The organism is Sediminibacterium salmoneum NBRC 103935, from assembly GCF_000511175.1.
GTDB classification, from domain to species: domain Bacteria; phylum Bacteroidota; class Bacteroidia; order Chitinophagales; family Chitinophagaceae; genus Sediminibacterium; species Sediminibacterium salmoneum.
The window spans coordinates 419,917-442,223 of sequence record NZ_KI866530.1; the positions used below are offsets into that span (position 1 = coordinate 419,917).

The 22,307-nt window shown below is 39.8% G+C and carries 24 protein-coding genes; 17 read left to right on the forward strand and 7 right to left on the reverse strand.

The window, feature by feature from the left end:
• Positions 1-177: 177 nt before the first annotated feature.
• From P767_RS0102145 to P767_RS17410, 16 genes are all read left to right on the forward strand, one after another.
• Positions 178-423 (forward strand): DUF2188 domain-containing protein, encoded by a 246-nt coding sequence (locus P767_RS0102145; protein WP_037351561.1) that lies wholly within the window; start codon positions 178-180, stop codon positions 421-423.
• A gap of 317 nt (positions 424-740) precedes the next feature.
• Positions 741-1,442, forward strand: coding sequence for a multiubiquitin domain-containing protein (locus tag P767_RS0102155; RefSeq protein WP_026763228.1), 702 nt, complete (start codon positions 741-743; stop codon positions 1,440-1,442).
• Entirely contained in the window at positions 1,417-2,574 is a 1,158-nt protein-coding gene (locus tag P767_RS0102160; RefSeq protein ID WP_026763229.1) for a ThiF family adenylyltransferase, read from the forward strand. Before P767_RS0102155 ends, P767_RS0102160 begins: the two co-directional genes overlap by 26 nt.
• Positions 2,558-2,977: a ubiquitination-like system serine protease family protein gene (locus tag P767_RS0102165; protein ID WP_216593184.1), complete on the forward strand. Its 420-nt coding sequence runs from the start codon at positions 2,558-2,560 to the stop codon at positions 2,975-2,977. The genes P767_RS0102160 and P767_RS0102165 overlap by 17 nt, the downstream gene beginning before the upstream one ends.
• A 517-nt stretch (positions 2,978-3,494) precedes the next feature.
• Positions 3,495-3,674 (forward strand): hypothetical protein, encoded by a 180-nt coding sequence (locus tag P767_RS18260; RefSeq protein ID WP_157611327.1) that lies wholly within the window; start codon positions 3,495-3,497, stop codon positions 3,672-3,674.
• 426 nt (positions 3,675-4,100) lie between these two features.
• Positions 4,101-4,937 carry a prephenate dehydratase gene (locus P767_RS0102175; RefSeq protein WP_037352085.1) on the forward strand — a complete coding sequence of 279 codons (837 nt, stop codon included), beginning with the start codon at positions 4,101-4,103 and terminating at the stop codon, positions 4,935-4,937.
• A gap of 14 nt (positions 4,938-4,951) precedes the next feature.
• Positions 4,952-6,133, forward strand: coding sequence for a pyridoxal phosphate-dependent aminotransferase (locus P767_RS0102180; protein WP_026763233.1), 1,182 nt, complete (start codon positions 4,952-4,954; stop codon positions 6,131-6,133).
• A 2-nt stretch (positions 6,134-6,135) separates the two neighbouring features.
• Positions 6,136-6,975 carry a prephenate dehydrogenase gene (locus P767_RS0102185; RefSeq protein ID WP_026763234.1) on the forward strand — a complete coding sequence of 280 codons (840 nt, stop codon included), beginning with the start codon at positions 6,136-6,138 and terminating at the stop codon, positions 6,973-6,975.
• Positions 6,976-7,026: 51 nt separating this feature from the next.
• Positions 7,027-8,721 carry a DEAD/DEAH box helicase gene (locus tag P767_RS0102190; RefSeq protein WP_026763235.1) on the forward strand — a complete coding sequence of 565 codons (1,695 nt, stop codon included), beginning with the start codon at positions 7,027-7,029 and terminating at the stop codon, positions 8,719-8,721.
• A gap of 22 nt (positions 8,722-8,743) precedes the next feature.
• A complete protein-coding gene (locus tag P767_RS0102195) occupies positions 8,744-9,829 on the forward strand; it encodes a chorismate mutase (protein WP_026763236.1) in 1,086 nt (361 codons plus the stop codon).
• 1 nt (position 9,830) lies between these two features.
• Positions 9,831-10,850 (forward strand): 3-dehydroquinate synthase, encoded by a 1,020-nt coding sequence (aroB, locus tag P767_RS0102200; RefSeq protein WP_026763237.1) that lies wholly within the window; start codon positions 9,831-9,833, stop codon positions 10,848-10,850.
• Positions 10,851-10,864: 14 nt separating this feature from the next.
• Positions 10,865-12,163, forward strand: a complete 1,299-nt coding sequence (gene aroA / locus P767_RS15365; RefSeq protein ID WP_037351563.1) for a 3-phosphoshikimate 1-carboxyvinyltransferase — start codon at positions 10,865-10,867, stop codon at positions 12,161-12,163.
• Between the two features lie 17 nt (positions 12,164-12,180).
• Positions 12,181-13,179 carry a chorismate synthase gene (locus tag P767_RS0102210; RefSeq protein WP_026763238.1) on the forward strand — a complete coding sequence of 333 codons (999 nt, stop codon included), beginning with the start codon at positions 12,181-12,183 and terminating at the stop codon, positions 13,177-13,179.
• Positions 13,179-13,484, forward strand: a complete 306-nt coding sequence (locus P767_RS0102215; protein WP_026763239.1) for a DUF952 domain-containing protein — start codon at positions 13,179-13,181, stop codon at positions 13,482-13,484. Before P767_RS0102210 ends, P767_RS0102215 begins: the two co-directional genes overlap by 1 nt.
• Positions 13,485-13,643: 159 nt before the next feature.
• Positions 13,644-14,126, forward strand: a complete 483-nt coding sequence (locus tag P767_RS15370) for a septal ring lytic transglycosylase RlpA family protein (protein ID WP_051416995.1) — start codon at positions 13,644-13,646, stop codon at positions 14,124-14,126.
• 74 nt (positions 14,127-14,200) lie between these two features.
• Positions 14,201-15,553 (forward strand): OmpA family protein, encoded by a 1,353-nt coding sequence (locus P767_RS17410; protein WP_051416996.1) that lies wholly within the window; start codon positions 14,201-14,203, stop codon positions 15,551-15,553.
• An 85-nt stretch (positions 15,554-15,638) separates the two neighbouring features.
• Here the strand turns inward: P767_RS17410 and miaE are convergent, their stop codons facing one another.
• Genes miaE through P767_RS0102260 form a run of 6 tightly spaced genes read right to left on the reverse strand, consistent with a single transcriptional unit; the run spans position 15,639 to position 20,827 of the window.
• Positions 15,639-16,253, reverse strand: coding sequence for a MiaE family protein (gene miaE, locus P767_RS0102235; RefSeq protein WP_026763240.1), 615 nt, complete (start codon positions 16,251-16,253; stop codon positions 15,639-15,641).
• Between the two features lie 7 nt (positions 16,254-16,260).
• Complete coding sequence (locus tag P767_RS0102240; RefSeq protein WP_026763241.1) at positions 16,261-17,466, reverse strand: hypothetical protein; 1,206 nt, start codon at positions 17,464-17,466, stop codon at positions 16,261-16,263.
• Positions 17,467-17,476: 10 nt separating this feature from the next.
• Positions 17,477-18,313: a type 1 glutamine amidotransferase gene (locus P767_RS0102245; protein WP_026763242.1), complete on the reverse strand. Its 837-nt coding sequence runs from the start codon at positions 18,311-18,313 to the stop codon at positions 17,477-17,479.
• A 2-nt stretch (positions 18,314-18,315) separates the two neighbouring features.
• Positions 18,316-19,443, reverse strand: a complete 1,128-nt coding sequence (locus tag P767_RS0102250) for a M42 family metallopeptidase (protein ID WP_026763243.1) — start codon at positions 19,441-19,443, stop codon at positions 18,316-18,318.
• Between the two features lie 11 nt (positions 19,444-19,454).
• Positions 19,455-20,375 (reverse strand): UbiA prenyltransferase family protein, encoded by a 921-nt coding sequence (locus P767_RS0102255; RefSeq protein ID WP_026763244.1) that lies wholly within the window; start codon positions 20,373-20,375, stop codon positions 19,455-19,457.
• Positions 20,372-20,827 carry a hypothetical protein gene (locus P767_RS0102260; protein WP_152530908.1) on the reverse strand — a complete coding sequence of 152 codons (456 nt, stop codon included), beginning with the start codon at positions 20,825-20,827 and terminating at the stop codon, positions 20,372-20,374. The genes P767_RS0102255 and P767_RS0102260 overlap by 4 nt, the downstream gene beginning before the upstream one ends.
• 245 nt (positions 20,828-21,072) lie before the next feature.
• On the opposite strand from P767_RS0102260, the gene P767_RS15380 reads away from it, so the two are divergent.
• On the forward strand, positions 21,073-21,852 hold the full coding sequence (locus P767_RS15380; RefSeq protein ID WP_245586813.1) for a long-chain-fatty-acid--protein ligase: 780 nt from the start codon (positions 21,073-21,075) through the stop codon (positions 21,850-21,852).
• On the opposite strand, the gene P767_RS18440 is transcribed toward P767_RS15380, so the two are convergent.
• On the reverse strand, positions 21,849-22,307 hold a 459-nt coding region (locus tag P767_RS18440), incomplete at its 5' end, for a glycosyltransferase (protein ID WP_172637499.1). The two genes, P767_RS15380 and P767_RS18440, sit on opposite strands and share 4 nt — an antisense overlap.

The window sequence follows — 22,307 nt, forward strand, 5'->3', positions numbered from 1 at the left end:
GGAATTTGTCGCCATCATTACTATAAGAGATACAAGAAAAAGGGAAAAGTATATAACGAAGTAACCCAGCTCCTGAATCAATACAATTTCCTACATGAGAATGTGAAGGTAGATGAACGTATAGTAGTTAGGTAAGTTCAATTGCTAGTAAATAAAAACAATATAAAAATTATAATTATGGCAAATTATCATGTAACACAGAAAAAAGGACAAGACGGGTGGAACGTCCAAAAGGAAGGCGGCAAGAAAGCATCAGCAATTGTCAGTACTCAAAAGCAAGCTGAACAACTTGCAAAGCAATTTTCATCAAATAATGGCGGAGGAGAAGTTAGAATACATCGCCCGAATGGTGGACCTATTAGAGATAGCGATACTGTTAAACCCGGAAACGATCCGAAATCAATAACAGACACAAAATTTTAATGAAAAAAGGCAGGTAAGAAAATAAAAAACCAGGCGAAAATCACCTGGCTTGATTCCTTAAAGGAAACAAAAGCCCTTGCAAGGCTCTTGGTAGTAATGTTTTTGCACTTCAAAACTACTTCCTTTATTTGTAATAAACAAGCTTTTCGTGATTTTAACCTGCTGTCATTGTAATTCAGGCAGTAGGGCTTGGTATTAATAGTATAAAATTTCAATTGCATCAGGATTAAAACTATCGTAGGGCAAGCCCTTATTTATTGCTGAAATGATAGGCAATAAGCAATTATTTATTAGTTAATATCAAAATTTAATTTACGATGAAGTTAGATAATCATCAAGGGGATTTGCATTCCCATAGCCCAGAAATACCCCTAAAATTTGTAATAGAAGGCAAAGAATATGAGACTTTTGACCAATACAAAACAGGGGCAGAATTAAAACAACTTGCTGGGATACCTTTAGATACCGAGTTATTTTTATCAATTAGTAAACCTTATCAGGATGAGCTTATTGAAAATGAAAAGCAGGTAAATCTGGCTCGGCCAGAAACTGAATATTTCTTTGTAAAGAAAAAACTCCAGTTTTTCATTAACGACAAGCCTTTTACTTGGTATAAGCAATACATCAGAGGGGCTCAAATCAGAGAGCTGGGCAACATACCTGCGGAAGATGATATCTTCCTTGACATCAAGGAAGGCTGGCAAGACGATCAAATATTCGATGATGAAGTAGTTGATTTAGCTCGTCCGGGTAAAGAGAGATTCTTTTCTAAGCCAAGACCAACTGAAGTAACCATCATTGTGAATGCACGTCCGCACATATGGAAAGAAATAAACATTTCTTTTGAGCAATTGGTTGTTTTAGCCTTTGGATCATATGATAATAACCCAAACAAAGGTTATACAGTTACTTACAGTAGAGGTTGGGAACCTAAACCAGAAGGCACTATGGTTAAAGGTTCAGTTGTTCGTGTCAAAAATAAAATGATCTTCGATGTCACAGCAACTGATAAATCATAGTCCCGACCTTAAACGTCTAAGAGACGAAGGTTATGAGATCGAGGTACGTGGTGGATATTTACTTATCCACCATATACCCTTTGTTGATCAAAACAAAAATCTACAATACGGTATATTGGTAACTACATTACATGATATTCAAAACCATGTTATTTTTTTTATAGGAGATAATCCCTGTGAAATCGACGGCAACGTTATTACCGCTATTCAACATGGCAACAGTAATTCTGTATTAAACAATCAGATTACCGTAAATAGATCATTTTCTAATAAGCCTACTGGTGGATATCCTAACTATTACGAAAAGGTCAAGAGGTATGCAGATATCATTTCCGCTCCCGCCAAATATTTGTATCCGTTAGTTACGGAAAAGACTTTTAAGCTGATAGCAGACAGCTCTAATGAAACAGTATTCCAATACATTGATACTAATTCAAGCCGTGCTAACATAGAAGCTATTAATTCGAAATTGGAAAATCAGAAAATAGCAATTGTTGGTTTAGGAGGAACTGGAGCATATATTTTGGATATGGTGGCCAAAACACCGGTAAAGGAAATCCATCTTTTTGATGGGGATAGCTTTGACCAACACAATGCATTCCGTTCGCCTGGTGCTGCATCAATGAGTGACCTTGATGAAAATCCGAGAAAGGCTGCATATTATCAAAAGTTGTATTCTAACATGCACAAATACATTTATGTCCATGACTACTATGTGAAGAAAGAGAATCTATTAGAGTTAGATAAAATGGATTATGTATTTATATGTGTTGATAAAAATGCTGTCAGGAAGATGGTAACAGATTATTTGGCTAGCGCAGGTATTCCGTTTTCTGATGTAGGTTTGGGTGTCAATGTCGTTGAGAACAAGCTTACGGGTGCTGTAAGAGTTACTTCTGCCACCCGTGACAAAAATGACCATTTACCTCTTCGTATTTTTTCAGAAGATTCCGATAATAATGAATATGCTACTAATATTCAAATTGCGGAATTGAATGCATTGAATGCAATTTTTGCTATCCTGAAATGGAAGAAGCTATCTGGAATTTATGTTGATTTGGAAAATGAGCATCACAGCTCATATGCTATTAGCACATCTAAAATTTTTAATGAAGATGTCGTTACAGTATAAGTTCGTTGAGTTCATTCCCGAAAAGGTTGAAGAAGGTATTTTATACGTCTCAATCGAATACTGCACTGCAATACATAAATGTGTATGTGGTTGTGGTAACGAAGTGGTAACTCCATTGTCTCCGACAGATTGGAGGTTGACATTTAATGGCAAATCAATTACGCTTTATCCGTCTATAGGGAATTGGAATTTTGAATGTCAGTCTCATTATTGGATAAGGAACAATAACGTTGAGTTTGCTGGTCATTGGACAGAAAAGGAAATCCGTCTAGATAGAGAAAATGACTTAGAACGTAAGACGGAGTATTTTGACATGCCGGATATTCCAAAAGAAGAACCAGTTATTCAAGAAAGTCAAAAATCTACTATTTTGCAGAAAATCTCCAAATTTTTCCGATTGTAGAACTTTGATTTTTATTTCTATAAAGCCGAAGAATTACCTTCGGCTTTATTTATGTGCGCCCGGCATGGGCGTGAACTCTAGGGTGTGAGTCCCGAACGTGCCTTGATAGTGGGAAACGTTAACTTAAGGCAAGGGTGTCCTCCGTGAGGAGGAATCTGAAGGAAGCCGGCGGTAAATCTCTGGCCTGAGGTACAGGAAGCGAATTAGGCAGTTGGATGTGGGTGAGTCTGCATAACAAGACAAAGCCCAAAACTATCCGAAACATCCCGCTGTATATTCGACAGGTATATGGAGAGAAAGTTCACGTTCTTACCCGGGGAGATCTGTCACACTGTTGCCGGCTGGAGGAGCGACTCCCTAAGGAACAAGATTTTGTAGTGATACATCATTGGTTTGACAGAAGTCAGCAGACGCCATAGTACTTTTTAATTTTTTTTATAAAAAAATGCATTTTCGGGGTTACCTTTTATGCATTGAGGTATTAATCAGTAATCATTCAAACTTAAAAAGAAAAAAAATGAAAAAATTATTATTCGTTTTGGCTTTAGGCGTATTCGCATCTTGCGCTGGAGAAAACAAAGAAGCTGCTGCTGACACTACTGCAACAACTGTAGACACTGCTGCTGCAACTGTAGACACAACTGCTGCAACTGTTGATACAACTGCTGCAACTGTAGACACAACTGCTAAGAAGTAATTGAATCGTCTGTTGGTGAAGAGATCCTGTGTATCTGGCTTGCAGATCAGGAACAACAGATCTAAGAATTTCATATGGCAAGCAATCGTTAGAAGCCGCTCCGTTTCCACGGAGGGGCTTATTTTTTTAAGTGTCTTTCAGTCAAAAACTAACTAACCATCGTTTATTTTTTTGAAAATCTTTTTTTGCATTCAGCTGAATGTTTATATTTGATACATGCAAACGGCATTTAACAACTGGTTTTATTTTTTCTTTTATTTCTACTTTGGAAAAAGGAGCCGGGTCCGTTTTGTTATCGCGTAAAGTTGTAAACTCAAAATATAGGTCCCGGCAAATAGCCGGGATTTTTTTTCAATATACCCAAGACAATCATCAAAACACGAACAATAAATGTCCTCCTCCAATAAAAAAATATCAACTCCGGATTTGCAAAAAGGTATTTGCATTCAAGGGTATGAAGGAAGTTTTCATCAGGTTGCTGCAAGGCAATTTTTTGGCAAAACTGTTTCAGTGATTCCTTGCGGGTCATTCCGGGAACTGGTAAAATTGGCTTTGGATAGTAAAAAGTCTGATGGTGCCGTAATGGCTATAGAGAACTCAATAGCCGGTAGTATTCTACCCAATTATTCCCTATTACACAAATCCAGTTTAACCATTGTAGGAGAGGTATATTTGTCTATCAGTCAGAATTTGTTGGCTAATAAGGGAGTGAAACTATCGGACATTAAAGAAGTGCATAGTCACCCAATGGCTTTATTGCAATGTCTGGACTTTCTTGAACAATATCCCTATAAACTGATTGAAACAGAAGATACGGCATTGAGTGCACAATTCGTTAAACAGCATCACAGCAAACATGTGGCAGCCATTGCCAGTAAACTTGCGGCAGATATTTATGGACTTCAGATACTGGCTCCCGATATTCAAACTCAGCGAAATAATATTACTAGGTTCCTCATATTGAAAAGAACAAAGGAAGCAATGCCGGTGACAGATGCGAATAAAGCCTCTATTTATTTTCAGACCAATCATACAAAGGGGGTGTTGTCAAAAGTCTTAACCCAGGTTGCTTCTACAGGAATTAACTTAAGTAAGCTTCAAAGCATGCCTATACCAGGTAGTCATTTTAAATATGGGTTTTATGCTGATATGGAGTTTGAGCAAATCAAGCAGTTCGAAAAAATGCTCTTGAAAATTCAAGATCTAACCAATAACGTAAAAGTGTTTGGTATATACAAGAAAGGAAAATTAATTAAAGGATAAATTGGAATAATACCATGAAAGGAACAGTAGCAAAGCGGCTGAATGGCATAGGAGAATATTATTTCTCTCAGAAATTGAGAGAAATTGACCAATTGAACAAAGCAGGTAAAAATATCATTAACCTGGGAATCGGAAGTCCCGATTTACCTCCACACTCCAGTGTAATAGAAGCTTTACAGGCCAAAGCCCAATTGCCCGATTCGCACGCCTATCAGTCTTACAAGGGATTACCTGTTCTAAGAAATGCAATTGCTGCCTGGTATAAAAACTGGTATCAGGTTACCTTGAACCCGGATACAGAAGTGCTTCCACTGTTGGGAAGTAAGGAAGGAATCATGCATATCTGTATGACTTATTTAGGGGAGGGAGATGAAGCACTGGTTCCAAATCCGGGTTATCCAACTTATACCAGTGCGGTGAAATTGGCGGGTGCCACGCCCATTTACTATGAATTAAACGAAAGCAATCAATGGGCCCCTGATTTTGCGCAACTGGAAAAAACAGAGCTGAGTAAGGTGAAATTAATGTGGGTGAATTACCCCCATATGCCAACTGGCCAGCAGGCAAATGAACAGCTATTTAAGGATATTATAGATTTTGGAAAACGCAATCAAATCCTCATATGCCACGACAATCCTTACAGTTTTATCCTGAATGAAAAACCACTCAGTATTTTACAGGCTCCCGGTGCTTTGGAAATTGCGCTCGAACTAAATTCATTAAGCAAGAGTCAGAATATGGCAGGATGGAGGGTAGGTATGTTGTGCGGGGCATCCGAAAGAATTAATGAAGTGCTTACTTTTAAAAGCAATATGGACAGTGGAATGTTTCTGCCCGTTCAATTTGCAGCGGCAACTGCATTGTCTTTGGGAAAGGAATGGTACGATGAAATCAATGGTATTTATGCTGAAAGAAGAAAAAAGGTTTTTGAATTATTGGATCATTTAGGTTGTAAATACAGTAAAGAGCAGGCAGGAATGTTTGTATGGGCAAGCATCCCTGAAGCAATGAAAGACGGTTATGAATTGAGTGATAAAGTGCTCTACGATAAGGGTATATTTATCACACCTGGTGGCATATTTGGCTCAGCTGGAAATCGTTTTGTAAGAGTCAGCTTGTGCGGTTCTGTTGAAAAATTTAATCAGGCTATTCAGCGAATTGCCGGAAATAATTATATCAGTATCAAAGCAAATTAACAATGGTTGTATCAATAATAGGACTGGGATTAATCGGCGGATCAATGTCTCTTGCTTTACAAGGAAAGGGATTTGCATCCAGAGTGATTGGAGTGGAATCCAAACCGGAACACGCTGCACGTGCCGTGGAGTTGGGGCTAGCAGATATTTGTCTGCCACTGGATGAAGCTGTTGCTGAATCAGATTTAATCATCATTGCAACCCCCATTAACGCAACGGAAAAAATATTACCGCTAGTACTGGATCGGGTAGAAAAACAAGTCATATTTGATGTGGGTTCCACTAAGTCGATAATGTGTCGGCTGGTTGCCCAACATCCCAAACGGGGAAGATTCGTAGCAACACATCCTATGTGGGGTACAGAAAACAGTGGACCTGATGCTGCTGTAAAGCATGCGTTTGCACAAAAAGCTACGGTTATCTGTAATGCGGATGAATCCGACTTAGATGCTTTACAGTTGGTAAAAGACATATATGCATTGCTGGAAATGCACCTGGTATACATGGAGGCAGATGCGCATGATATGCACGTGGCCTATATCAGTCATATTTCGCATATCACTTCATTTGCGTTGGCCAATACGGTCCTTGAAAAGGAAAGGGAGGAAGACGCCATATTTGAACTAGCGAGTGGGGGATTTGAGAGTACGGTAAGACTTGCGAAAAGCAATGCCGCCATGTGGGTGCCTATATTTATGCAAAACCGTGACAATGTCCTGGATGTGTTGAATGAACATATCAGCCAGCTTAGGAAATTCAAGTCCTGTCTGGAAAAAGAGAATTACGATTATTTGCAGGAATTGATTGAAAATGCCAATGGAATAAGGAGAATACTTAAGTAAAACACCGCAAAGCCCTATATATAGAGTACCTTTGCACAAATTTTAGATTACATGATTACATTTGAAGGGTTGGGAATTGACGAGCGTTTAATTCGAGCAACCACAGAGTTGGGGTATGTGAACCCAACGGCAATTCAGGAACAGGCAATCCCAGTTTTATTAAGCGGGACTACTGATTTTATCGGTTTGGCGCAAACCGGCACAGGGAAAACAGCCGCATTTGGTCTCCCTTTGTTACACATTATAGACGCAGCAGCAAAATATCCACAGGCATTGGTAGTATGTCCTACCAGAGAGTTATGCCTTCAGATTGTGAAGGAAATTGAGTTGTTTAAGAAATATATGACCGGAGTATCGGTTGTAGCAGTATATGGAGGTGCTTCCATCGGCTTACAAATCCGTGATTTGAAAAAAGGAGTACAGATTGTTGTAGCAACACCTGGCAGACTGATTGATTTGATTGAGCGCAAAGCCATTAACCTGGAGCAAATCAGTTATGTAGTGCTAGATGAAGCAGATGAAATGCTGAACATGGGTTTTCAGGAAGACATTGAGTTTATTCTGAAAAATACGCCCAAGCGCAATAGCACCTGGTTATTCAGTGCCACTATGCCTCCAGAAATCAGAAAAGTAAGTAAGCGTTACATGAATGATCCCAAGGAAGTAACAGTGGGTAAAGTGAATACAGCTAATAAAAGTATTGATCACCAATATTATGTAACTACTGCGCATCATCGCTATGAAACACTGAAGCGTATTATTGATTTTAATCCTGGTATTTACGGTATCATATTTACCCGAACCAAAGTTGATGCACAGGAAATATCTGAACGATTAACCAGAGAAGGATACGATATTGATGCTTTGCATGGTGATCTTACTCAGGGACAAAGAGACAAGGTGATGGGTCAATTCAGAGATAAAAGTCTGCAATTGTTAATTGCAACTGATGTGGCAGCTCGTGGTATTGATGTACAGGGGATTACCCATGTTATCAATTTTGAATTGCCAGATGATGTGGAAGTGTATACTCACAGAAGCGGAAGAACCGGAAGAGCGGGGCATCATGGAATTTGTATTTCAATAGTTCATGCTAAGGAAACGTATAAGTTAAAACAAATTGAAAGAATCAATAATTGCAAATTCAGTAAACTGGATATTCCTTCAGGAAAAGATGTTTGCAGAAAACAATTCTTTGCTTTCATGGATAAATTGTTATCTGCAGATATCAGTCATGGGGATTATGAAACCTATGTTCCTATGCTGGCAGAAAAATTTGCAGAAGTTAGCAAGGAAGATGTATTGAAAAGAGTGGCTGCAATGGAATTTGATCGTTTTCTTAAGTATTATGAAAACTCAGAAGATTTAAATGTTCGCGAAAGAGATAAATCGGCCAGAAGAGAAGGAAATGATCGCGGCGAAAATAGAGCTACTCGCAGAGAAAGTGTAAGAGATACCGCTAAGGGGGATAGTCGCAAAGAGTACCGTTCAGGCGGCGGTTACAGCAGATTATTCGTTAATCTCGGAACCAAAGATGGTTTTTACAAAGCCAGCTTCCTGCAGTTTATTTTAGATATGAGTGATTTGAAAAAAGAAGTGTTGGGAAGAATTGATATGAAAGATATGAATAGCTGGATTGAGATTGAAAAATCTGCTGCTCAGCAAATGATTCGTTCACTCGATGGAAAAAAATACAAAGGCAGAAGTATCCGTATGAATGACGCGGATAGCGGAGGCAGAAGATAAATTACTTAACTGACCAATGATTATGGAACAGACATTACAACAAGAAACCAATATTCAGACTGTTTTAGCTAAGCGCCCTTTAATCATTTCCGGACCCTGCAGTGCAGAAACAGAAGAACAGGTATTAACAACTGCCAGCAGGCTGGCAGCTACCGGCAAAGTAGATATTCTAAGAGCCGGCATTTGGAAGCCCAGAACCCGTCCGGGAAGTTTTGAAGGAGTGGGTACCAAGGGATTGCCCTGGTTGCAAAAAGCAAAGGAGTTAACAGGCTTGCCTGTTGCTGTTGAAGTAGCTACGGGAAAGCAGGTAGAAGATGCATTGCATTTTGGAGTAGATGTATTGTGGATCGGAGCCAGAACAACGGTTAATCCATTCAGTGTGCAGGATGTGGCTGATGCATTGAAGGGAGTGGATGTACCTGTATTGATAAAGAATCCGATTAATCCGGATTTGGAATTGTGGATAGGAGCTGCAGAGAGAGTTTCCAAAGCTGGTATTGATAAAATTGGTTTGATTCACAGAGGGTTTAGTTCTTATGGTAATACTGAATACCGCAATGCACCCATGTGGCATCTGGCCATTGAGATGAAAAGACGTTTCCCGGAAATGCTCATGATTAATGATCCTTCCCATATTTGCGGACGTCGTGACATTTTGCAGGAAGTTGCGCAGAAAGCCATAGATCTTGACTTTGATGGATTGATTGTAGAAAGTCATATTGATCCGGATAATGCATGGAGCGATGCAAAGCAGCAAATTACACCTGAGGTTTTAAGTCAGATGATTGATCAGATGATCTGGAGAAAAGAAGATATCATTTCCGAAGAACTGCATGTTCAGATGGATAAGATGAGGGCCCAGATTAACCAGCTGGATGACGAGCTTTTGCAATTGTTGGGACAAAGAATGAAAGTAGCAGATAAAATTGGTCAGTATAAGAAAGATAACAATATCACCATTTTACAGACTAATCGCTGGAATGCTATTCTGGAAAGAGCATTTGTAAAGGGTGCTCAGCTGGGTTTGAGTCAGGAATTTATTACCAAGTATTTTGATGCCGTACATATGGAAAGTATCAATCACCAGAATAAAATCATGAACGCATAGTATGCAAAAAAAGCGTGTACTTTTTTCCGGAAGTCGGACCGACTTTTATTTTGATGCGTCCTTTGATGTTTTGGAAAAAATTGTATCCAAAGAGAAGGCGGTCATCATAACGGACGAGAATGTGTTAAAAGCACATCAGCGAAAACTGAAAGGTTACAATACCATTGTATTAAAATCAGGTGAGCAATACAAAGTGCAACAAACGGTTGATGTAATTATAGATCAGCTGATTGCAATGGGTGCCAATCGTCAGACCATATTGGTTGGATTTGGAGGTGGGGTTATCACTGATATAACCGGATACGTGGCTGGAATATTCATGCGTGGCGTAAAAGTGGGATATATCCCCAGCACATTACTGGCAATGGTTGATGCTGCTATTGGCGGAAAGAATGGAATTGATGTAGGCGTTTATAAGAATATGGTGGGGCTAATCCGACAGCCCTCATTTTTAATTTATGATTACAGCCTTTTAAAAACCCTGCCCTTAAAAGAGTGGCAGAACGGATTTGCTGAAATTATAAAACATGCCTGCATTAAAGATGCGAAAATGTTTGCAGAACTTTCCGCGAATAGCATACCCAAATACAGAAAGCAGCCCAACTTACTTGCTGAGCTAATAAAACGCAATGCTGGTATTAAAATAAAAGTGGTTCAGCAGGATGAGTTTGAAACCGGGGAGAGAAAGCTTTTGAATTTTGGTCATACCCTGGGTCATGCCATTGAAAACATGTATGAGTTAAGTCATGGTGAAGCCATCAGTATCGGAATGACCTATGCAACGCTTATGTCGCAACAGTTACTGTTACTTAAATCAGGAGAAGATATTATTAAGCTGTTGAAGCGTTATGGCTTGCCAACAGTTGCCGGTTTCGATGCTGATAAGGCTTTTAAAATTATGTTGAAGGATAAGAAAAGAGCAGAGGATGCTATTCAGTATATATTACTCGGAAAAATCGGCAAAGGGGTTGTACAACCCATACCTATTGAACAGTTGAAAGCTATTTTTAAACAATTTTAATGTGAAAGGCGAAGATGATTGTAACGGTTCATCCATCTGCTGTTCAGGGCAATATTCAGGCTAATGCAAGTAAGAGTTGCATGCAACGCGCTTGCGCAGCTTCCTTGTTACATAAAGGCAGAACCCTAATTATTAATCCGGGAAATAGTTTTGACGATTTAGCCGCCATAGATATCATTCAGAAATTGGGTGCTAAAGTCAGCTGGTTGGAAAATGGAACCATGTTAGTTGAATCAAGGGGAGTAAATCCTTTATCGAATTCCATTCATTGCGGAGAAAGCGGTTTGAGCATACGCATGTTTACGCCAATTGCTGCTTTGTGTAAGCAACAACTTACCATTGATGGTTCAGGTAGTTTGTTAAAACGTCCTATGCATTTTTTTGATGAAGTAATGCCTCAGCTGGGTGTTAGCACAAAATCCAATGAGGGTTACTTGCCTTTGCAAATCAATGGCCCATTACAACCGGCCAATATTACCATTGATGGTTCCTTGAGCTCCCAGTTTTTAACCGGATTGTTGATGGCATTTGCGGCAACAAACGCTAAGGATTACGGCATTACTGTATTAGATTTAAAGAGTAAGCCTTATATAGATCTTACGCTTGAAGTGCTGGAAGCTTTTGGCGTTAAAATTATCAACCATCATTATCAGCACTTTGAATTTACCGAAAAAGGATTTTCAAAGGAAGGAAACGAAATACAATATACCGTAGAAGGTGATTGGAGCGGAGCTGCATTTTTATTGGTTGCCGGTGCCATTGCCGGTGGCATTACCGTTAAAGGGCTGAATGTGTTTTCTACTCAGGCAGATAAAAAAATATTACAGGCACTTTCCGATGCGGGTGCTGGATTATCCATACAGGAAAAACAAATTGAAGTGAGACCACTGCCAATGAAGGCCTTTCATTTTGATGCAACGGATTGCCCGGATTTATTTCCTCCCCTGGTTGCGCTGGCAGCTTATTGTGAAGGTACAACTGTTATTGAAGGGGTAAGTCGTCTTCAACATAAGGAAAGCAACAGGGCAATCAGTCTTCAATCGGAATTTGCCAAACTGGGAGTAGAAGTTCAGCTGCAGGACGATTTAATGATTGTTAAGGGGATGAAGGAAGGAAATCAATTCCCTTTATTAAAAGCTGCCACCGTTCATTCACATCATGATCATCGGATTGCTATGGCCACAGCAGTTGCTGCACTAAGGGCAACCGGTCCGGTTGTAATAGAAGAAGCAGATGCCATCAATAAATCTTATCCCGATTTTTTCATGCACTTGCAACAATTAGGTGTAGATTTAAACATAACCAATAACTAGAGTAAACTAATAGAAACGTGAACGCTTTTGGCAGAATCTTTACAATGCAGATTTTCGGAGAGTCCCATGGGGCTTCTGTAGGTTTGGTAATTGACGGGTGTCCGGCTGGCTTAGCCTTATCTCCGGAAGACTTTATTATTGATATTGAGAGAAGAAAAGGAGGAGTTCAGAAAGGTACTACACCGCGGAAAGAAGACGACCTGCCCATTTTTAAATCCGGCATTTTCAATGGAAAAACAACCGGAGCACCCATTGCTGTTTTTTTTGAAAACAATAATACCAAAAGCCAGGATTATGAAAAGCATCGTGCTGTTCCAAGGCCCGGTCATGCAGATTTTACGGCTCATCATAAATATGGGGGGCATGAAGATTTCAGAGGTGGCGGGCATTTCAGTGGTCGCTTAACGGTTTGTATGGTAGCAGCGGGTGTAATTGCCAAAAAGCTACTGGCTCATCATGGAATTCAGGTATCCGCCCATATTGAAAGCATTGCCGGGGTTCCTGATATAGATGCAGGTTTGCAAAAAGCAATTGACGCAAAAGACAGCGTAGGGGGGATTGTTGCCTGTTGTGCAACAGGGTTGCCGATTGGATTGGGAGAGCATTTCTTTGACTCAGTTGAGTCTTTAATCAGTCATGCTGTTTTTGCCATTCCTGCAGTAAAGGGCATAGAGTTTGGAGCAGGCTTCGCCGCTGCCAATATGTTTGGAACCGAACACAATGATGCTATAATGGATGCTGCAGGTAAAACAAAAACCAATTATGCCGGTGGGGTAGTAGGAGGTATTACCAATGGAAATGATTTAATTTTCAGAATAGCAGTAAAGCCAACCTCTTCTACTCCTAAAGAACAATATTCACTCAATTGGGAGACCAATGAAATGGAAGCATTTTCTATAAAGGGAAGGCACGATTTATGCATAGCACTCAGGGTGCCGGTTGTATTGGAAGCCGTTACGGCCATGGTACTTACTGATCTGATGCTTTTAGAACAAAAAATGAAAAGAACAATCTGATGAACGGAGAATTTATCTATCATATTACTACCCAGACTCAATGGGAGGAAGCCATGCAAAAGGGATATTACGAAGCAGATACGCTGGCTTCTGAAGGATTTATGCATTGCAGCACAGAAGATCAGGTGCCCGGAGTACTGTCCCGTTATTACGTGGGTAAAACAGGATTGGTTAAATTGACCATTCAGAAAGACAAGGTGGAAAGACCCCTTGTATTTGAACTGGCTGGTTCCATTGATGAATTATTTCCACATATTCATGGACAATTGAATTTGGATGCAGTAGTCGCTGTTACACCTGTTTAATTATAATTATTTGAAAATCAATCAATTGGATTTTGTATGATTGATTTTTTTTATTTGAATAGCTCTTCGGCACATTATTTGGCAATAGTGGCAGCAAATGCAGCTTCCGGTAAAATTGCTTACCTTATAGTTGCGCAATTGTTCATGTAAAACCAATGAATGCGTCTATTTTTTCTTATAATATTAAGTGTTGGGTTGCTTGGCCCACTGAATGCACAGACCGTGCAGGACAGTGTACTTTTTAATCCCTCCCTTCCGGACAGCCTTCTCTGGGCTGTGGACAGTACCCTGAAAGCCAATGCCAATTTGGTTTACACTGGTAAAACAGTAACAGGGAAAGCCAGTTATTACAGCACCCGTTTTGATGGAATAAAAACAGCAACTGGAGAAAGATTCAGTAGTAAATCCTTTACAGGGGCAAGTAATAATCTGCCGTTGGGTACCTGGGTTAAAGTAACCAATTTGCACAACGGAAAATGGGTAGTGGTTCGGATTAATGATAAAATGCATCCCAGAATGAAAAAAAAGGGAAGGGTGATTGATGTTTCCCGCATTGCTGCTCAAAAATTGGAATTTTTACATCGTGGTATCACTAAGGTAAAGCTGGAAGTAATTGAACCGCCTGTTCCTAAAAATAATTAAAAGATAAACGAATCTTAATTTTAGAAAACCAATTTCTGCTTGTATTTTTGCGATAAATTAACAAAAACCTGTTTATGAAGAAATTTCTATTTTCTTTGATAGCTGTTGGTTTGGCAACTGCTTCTTTTGCTCAAACACCTGTTAGCTATAAGAAGAGACCTAGCCTTGGATTTGGTCTTTTCTTAAATGATATGTACACCGCTGACAAAATTAGCAGAACCTCTCTTTCAAGAGTAATGCAGAGTGGAGGGTTTACGCCAATTAGTCAAATGTCAATGGGATTAAATGTGCAATATTTTGAAGGTATCTCAGAGCACGTTGATTTCATGGCCGGATTGTACGGAACTTTTACCAAGTATCCTTTCTATACAAGATCTGGTATTCCTAGCTCAGATAGATCCTTGTTCTTATTGGAAGCAGATGCAAATGTGAATATTAAACTATTGACCGATAAATATACAGTTGTTCCTTACATGACTTTGGGTGTAGGTGCTTCTATGTACGGCGGAACTTATTTTGCTGCACAGGGTAATACTGGTGTAGGTTTACAGGTTAACCTAGGTAGCGGAACCTTTTTAAATACACAAATGTTGTATCGTCCGTCAATCTCTGAATTATCATACAATCACACTGCATACACAATAGGTATTGCCTCTCCAATTGGCGGGGAAAAGCCTGAACCTGTTAAAGCAACACCTCCACCGCCGCCAGCTCCGGCACCGGCTCCTGTGGATACTGATAAAGATGGTATTAACGATAAGGATGACAAATGTCCTACTGTAGCTGGTGTAGCTAAATACAATGGTTGTCCTGTACCTGATACTGATAAAGATGGTATTAATGATGAAAATGACAAGTGTCCTACTGTAGCAGGTGTAGCCAAATACAATGGTTGTCCTGTGCCTGATACAGATAAAGATGGTGTTAATGATGAAGAAGATAAATGTCCTTCTGTTCCAGGTCTAGCACGCTACCAGGGTTGTCCAATTCCGGATACTGATGGAGATGGTGTTAACGATGAAGAAGACAAGTGTCCTACTATCAAAGGTTCTCGTGATAACAACGGTTGTCCTGAATTAAAAGCTACTTACAATTTTGATAATAAGAAAGTACAATTCTTATCTGGTTCTGCGGTATTAACCAAAGTTTCTAAGGTTGAATTGAATAAAGTAGTAAAAGCGTTGAATGAAAATCCAACATTGAAATTGTTGGTAGAAGGTCATACCGATGCTACTGGTAGCGATAAAATTAATCAGCCACTTTCATTGAAGCGTGCAAACGCAGTGAAAGCTTACCTTGTAGCTCAAAAAGTGGATGCTTCAAGATTAACTGCTGAAGGATTCGGAAGCAGCCAGCCAATTGCCGATAATAAAACTGCAAAAGGTAAGGCATTGAACAGAAGAGTAGACTTTAAAGTACAGGAGTAATGCTAATTAATCCTGTTTCTATAAAAAACTCCCGATGTAAATCGGGAGTTTTTTATTGAGTAGACTTAAAGAAAAAAAACGGAAGTTAGTGTATCCGATCTCCCCTGATTTCCAAGTGTTTCATAATTTCAATTTCATGGGCCAGCCATTCTTTCCATCTGGCCCTTACTTTGGCTTTAGGAAGATACAGTTCTGCCAGCTTAATAAATAAGGTATAGTGGCCAGCTTCGCTTTCCATGAATCTGCGGTAAAACTTGCGCATGTAAGCGTCGTCTAAACCTTCACTCAATCGCTTGAATCGTTCACAGCTTCTGGCTTCAATTAAAGCCATGGTTAATAGCTGATCTAAAAGCCGGTCTTCAATATGGCCTCCCTTTTTCTGAAATATTAATAACTGATTTACATATTCATCTTTTCTTTGCTTACCCAAGGTTAAACCTCGCTTGTTAATTTCAGCAAGTACGGCTCTGAAATGACCCCATTCCTCTGTAACAATGGGGGATAGTGCTTCCACTAATTCCTTTTTATCTGAATACCGTTGTATGTAAGAGATACAGGTTAAAGCGGCTTTCTGTTCACAGTAGGCATGATCGGTTAATATAGCTTCCAGCGAAATTTCAGCCAGGTTTACCCATCTTGGATCTGTGGGTAATTGTAATCCCAGAATATTTCTGGTATGTTCTGATAAACTCTTTTCCATTTCAATATTATATCGCGTCTTCTTCAAAATAGGCAAGGCTTCCGCCAACCCAATCCTTGTCCTGATTGTATCTAACCCCAATCATTTTACCCTTGCTTAACCTTGCCAGGTTATTGGTGGCAATCGGACGTTTCTCTCCCTCTTTCCAAAAGTAAAAAATTCTGATTTCTGCTTTTGCAGGTTCATTAGGAGTTTCTATCAGCGCTGCGTAGTTTACTTTCTTTTGTAATATCCAGTTTTCCGGATCTTTTACGGAAGCAATATCTTCAGGTGTTACATCAATCACTACCCCTTGTCCAGCAAAAGAGAACAAGGGTTTCAAAACATAATTTTCAAGGTCTTCCGGAACTTGTTTTACCTCATTCAGAAACCAGGTTTGGGGTACATATGGGTGATGGATAAATGGTAATGTATACTTACTGATTCTGTAAAACCAGTTGGGGTGTGGGATCCATTGTACATCCAATTCTTCAAACAATATCTTTCCCTTTTCTTGAATGGAAGGTTCCTGTTGTTGTAAATCATCGAATATGATACGGTTATAGATACGTTTGATTTGAATTTTTTTATTGTTTTTCAGGTAATACAGTTGATTGCCTTCCTTTATTAATTCCGTAAGGCATACCACAGATATTCCTGTTAATGCTTCTGTAAAATAGAAGTCAATTTTTGTTTTCTGCTCGTGAGGAAGAATTTCCAGTAATACCACTTCTTCCGGTTTGCAATTACCTATGATAATTTCTTTTAGCAATTGCGTGTAAGTGTCTGCATTCAATTGATTAAAGTAAGAACTGTAATTTTCCGGTATCTCATAACATTTCCGCATCACCTGATCGTGCCATACCTGGTATCCAAACAGGGTAGGGAATCCCTGCATTTCAATTAGCTGGGGTTCTATTTCTCCCTTTTCATTCTCACAAATGCCAAAGTCGAAAGCTATAAAATGGGTATGTTCATTTTCGTTGGGTACACGAAGATTTTCCGGAATGGCTCTCTGGCTTTTTTCTTTAAAATCAGGATCAATAATAATATCAACAATAGACTCGCAAGCTGAAAGAATTTTATGTTTTAATTCCTTATTTATAAAGACTGGCGTTTCTGCAACCCTGAATTCAATGGCTCCCGGAAAACGCTCGTTTAATGTTTCCAGAAACAGCTGGTATTTTTCATTGCTGAATTGTTCATTGAATTGTTTTCTGATGGCTGATACCATAACTTGTATTTTAATGAAGAATCAATTCTCTGGAAGCTTCCGTAAGGAAGTTAGGAAGAATATGCTGGTATGTCCACATGATTTTTCCCGGATCGAGTAATTGTTCCACCATGCTTTTCCATTTTTCTTCTCCATGTGCATCAATCACCACTTTCTTTTTATCTTCTCTTTGTAAATACATGGCCATCCCATGTGCATCTGCTTCCGGATGAAATTGTGTGCCAATGAAATACTCGCTGAATCGGATTGCCATTACAGCGCGTTCCAATGGAATATGCGGGCGGTTTTTTTCTATAGCCAGTATGGCTCCCCCCATCTCATTTATTTTTTCATGGTTGGGTTCAATAACTTGATAATCTCTGCTGTCTACACAATAGAAAGGGTCGTTCAGGCCGGCAAAAACCTTTTCTGCATGTCCGTCTTCCATTTGATGTACAGGAAATACGCCAAAGGAGGTTGATTTTCTTTTGCATACGTTACCCAGTTGAAAATACCTGCAGAACAATTGAAAACTATGACAAATGAAAAATGCATGTTTTTTGGGGAAATTGGATCCGTCATTCCATGCGCTCAATTGCTCCACCCAGCCAAAATATTTTTCTTCCCATGCACTGCCTTCTGTTTCCAAAGGTGATCCCGGTCCTCCGCTTGAAATGTAAATGTCAAAGTCAAGGCCTGGTACTTCTTTATTTAAACGAACATCAAATTCCTTTACAACGATGGGTTGATGGTTGGCTTTGCTCCAATCGGAAAGAATGGTTCTGATACAACGCATTCCCTCGTTGGCCTGCCCTTCATATAAGTCAAGGATTGCAACTTTTATGGTATTGTTTTCGGTGCTTTCCATGCTTACAGATAACTCAGATTGGTTTTAGGGGTTAGCGTCAACAAAGTTTCATACATAAGTCGGATGGTATCTTCAATGTCTTTTTTGTGCAGCATTTCAACGGTGGTATGCATGTAACGCAAAGGGATTGAAATTAAAACAGAAGGACAGCCGTCGTTTGCATAGGCAAAACTGTCGGTATCGGTTCCGGTACTTCTGCTTAGCGTTCGCATTTGTACTGGAATCTTATTCTTTTCAGCAACTGATTCTACCAAAGACAATAATTTATTGTGAATAGCAGGTGCAAACGCAAGCGAAGGTCCCTTGCCACACTGAATATCTCCTTCAATGATTTTGCTGATCATGGGAGTGCTTGTATCGTGTGTTACATCTGTAATAATGGCAATATTGGGTTTAATTCTGCGTGCGATCATTTCAGCCCCTCTTAATCCTATTTCTTCCTGTACTGCATTCACTACGTATAAGCCGTATGGCAATTGTTTTTTGTTTTCTTTCAGCAATCTGGCTACTTCTGCAATCATGAATCCACCCACTCTGTTATCAAAAGCCCTGCCTATGATAAAATCGTAAGCCAGTTCATCGTATCCTTCTTCGTAAGTAACAACTGAACCAATTCGGATTCCCAGTGCTTCCACTTCTTTTTTGGTTCTGGCACCACAGTCCAGGCAAAGATTCTCAATTTTTGGAGCGGGTTCTTTTTGTTCCGGATTGCTTAAGCGGGTATGTATGGCAGGCCAGCCAAAAACAGCTTTAACTGGTCCGTTTTTCCCATGAATAATTACTCGCTTAGCGGGTGCAATCTGATGGTCTACACCTCCATTGCGTTTTAAATAAATCAGTCCCTGATCGTTGATGTAATTTACAAACCAGCTGATTTCGTCACAATGTGCTTCAATAACAATTTTAAAAGGGGCTGTAGGGTTGATTACCCCAACGGCTGTTCCATAAGGATCTGTAAAAATGGTATCAACATAAGGTTTAATATACTCCATCCACAACTTTTGTCCGCCACTTTCAAATCCAACGGGAGAGGGGGTATTAATGTATTGCTTTAAAAAATCCATGGACTGGGGAGTTACCAAAGATTTTGTCTTTGCTGATTTGCTCTTGGTTATTTTTGTCTTTGCCATAAGGGTAATTTTTAAATTCCTAACATGCCCATTGCACCACAAATTGCTTTCACAAGCATAAGGCCGTCAATGATTGCAAGATAATAGAGAATGCTTTTACGGCGATGCATTTGGGTGCTAACAGTTATTAACAAAATGTAGGGGATTGTGTTGAATATTATTCTGCTAATAGAAAAATCTTCCAACCAGGCAAGCAGCCAGTAAATCCCAAGACTGATAAATGCAATTGGAATAATCAATCCAAAAAGCGTTTTGCGTAAACCCATTTTCACTACCCAGGTTTTAAGGGGTTGATTGGCATCGGTTGCATAGTCTTTTATGTCGAACAAAATGCAGAGCAGGCTAATGAACAACCAGTTTTTAAGGAACAATAACCAGGTTATGATTTCCGCAGTATGTGCTGCGCCCGGATGGGACAGATCGTAAAAAAGCACAGGGGCAAAAGAAACTGCACCTGCCCATACACAGCCAATCAGGAAAGGTTTTATCAGCCCATTATTTCTTAATCCCCAGTTTCCCCAGCCAGGGTAGAGGCTCTTGTAATAGGCAGCTCCAATCAAACCAAAAATCAGCAGAATAATCCAGTTATAGAACGGCAGTTGTGCAAACAGGGGCTGAAGTCCGTTGAAGAGCAATAGCAAAAGCAGGCCCAGGATAAAGGTTAAGCCCAGCTGCGATTGGGTAATCTGTTTTTGATGTGTTTTGTACCAGAAGGCTCTGTCATTCCGGTGTTCGAGTTGTTGTTGGGTCTCAACATAATAAGCATGGGTATAATAAAGCACAGTTGCGCAAAACAAAGCCAGATAAAATAAAATTGAATTCAGGGGTAATTGAAGCTGAAGTGAGCACTCCACAGACAAGGCTACTGCGCAAATTCCATAAAAATAATTTCCGTAAAAAAAACGCTTTGTCCAGTTATGCCCGGCTATCATCTGATTAAAACAATATCAGGCGATCTTACGGTATCACTTCTGTTGTTGGCTTTGTCTTTTAACCAGAATCTAAAGTAAGAAGTATCGTTTCTGTTGGTGCAACCCACTATTGAAGGGGTTCCCGGAACATTGGCATTGTAAACAAGCGTAATTTCCAGCTTGCCTTTTAAATTGGCAGTGCCGGTGAAGTTAGGCACCCGGTAAGGACTGATAAATTGAACGCCAGGCGTATTTGGGCAGGTTTTGGAAATTTTCTGCACCCATAATGTGTCCTGAATATCACCCTCCTTGTCGGTAAAGTCCAAAGAAAAAATGAGAAGGTTCCCCTGTCTGAGTTCAGTGGCATTGGCTTCAGCAAAAGATAAACCGGGTCTGGTATTGAATTCATCTTTACTGCAACCATAAAAAAAGGCCGTAATTGTCAACAGGATTAATAATTTTGCTCTCATCATTTTACTTTCTATTCAAATTTAGTTAAAACAATACATACAAGGTTGGAACCACCCATTGATATTAACAATATTTTTTCTGTAAGCGATTCCAATTTTGCTGATTTAGCCATTGAACTGTATCAATGGCAATACAGGAATAATTCTGTTTATCGTAAATGGGTCAGTTTAATAACAGAAAATCCCCATAACGTAAAGACACTTGCCAGCATTCCTGCGTTGCCTATTCTTTTTTTAAAACGCATACCGTGCTAGCCGGGGATCATGCAGCTGCCTGCGTTTTTGAAAGCAGCAGAACCACTGGAATGGTATCCAGCAAGCATTATGTTCCCAATCCGGCGGGGTACGAAAAAGGGTCTGTGCTGGGGTTTGAGCAACGGTATGGTAAACTGGGGGATTGGTGTGTGCTGGCTTTATTGCCCGCTTATCTGGAAAGGGAAAATTCTTCTTTGGTTTATATGGCCAACCATTTTATTGAACGTAGTGGCCATCCATCCAGCGGATTTTATTTGTACGATTTTGCGGAATTACACAAAAAACTGGTGGAGCTGGAAGCTGCAGGACAGAAAACCCTTTTATTGGGGGTTACTTTTGCCTTACTGGATTTTACAGAAAAATTCCCCATGCAGCTAAACCATACCCTTATTATGGAAACTGGAGGTATGAAAGGCAGGGGGAAAGAACTAACCAGAGAAGAATTGCATCATTTGCTTTGTAGCAGAACAGGGTTGTCTGTTATTCACGCCGAGTATGGGATGACAGAATTGCTGAGTCAGGCTTACTCAATGGGTGGGGGGCGTTTTCATTGTCCACCCTGGATGAAAGTATTACTTAGAAAAGAAGACGACCCCCTTGAAATTATGCAGGAGGGCACCGGATTGCTTCAGATAATTGACCTGGCGAATATTTACAGTTGTGCTTTTATTGCCACTCAGGATATTGGAAAGCTTTACCCGGACGGAAGCTTTGAAGTGATTGGCAGAATGGATTATTCTGACCTGCGCGGATGTAGTCTGTTGGTGGTTTAAGTAGCTGTTAATCCCTGATAAACCTCAATATGCGTTCTGGCAATGCTGGTCCAGTTAAAATGGCGCGCCACCATTTGGTGTGCATTCATTTTTTTTCGATTCCATTGAACTGTTTCCATGTCTGTGATACTTTGTTTAAGCGCTTTCTGTAACTCTTCGGAATTGTTTTCCGGTAGCACATAACCTGCATTGTCTGTTTGGATTATTTCTGCTAAATAAGTTGTTTTGGAAACAATACCGGGTATTGACATGGCAGCAGACTCCATTACAACAGAAGGATAAAAATCAACTCGCGGAGTTCTTACCATTACATCAATCTTACTCAGCTGTTCAAACTTTAATGCGCCAAATACAGCTGGTTTCACAAACACATATTTGTGGAGCCCCAGTTTTTTAATGGATTTCAGAATCAGGTTTCTGTCGGGGCCGTTTCCTATGATCCATAATATGGCATT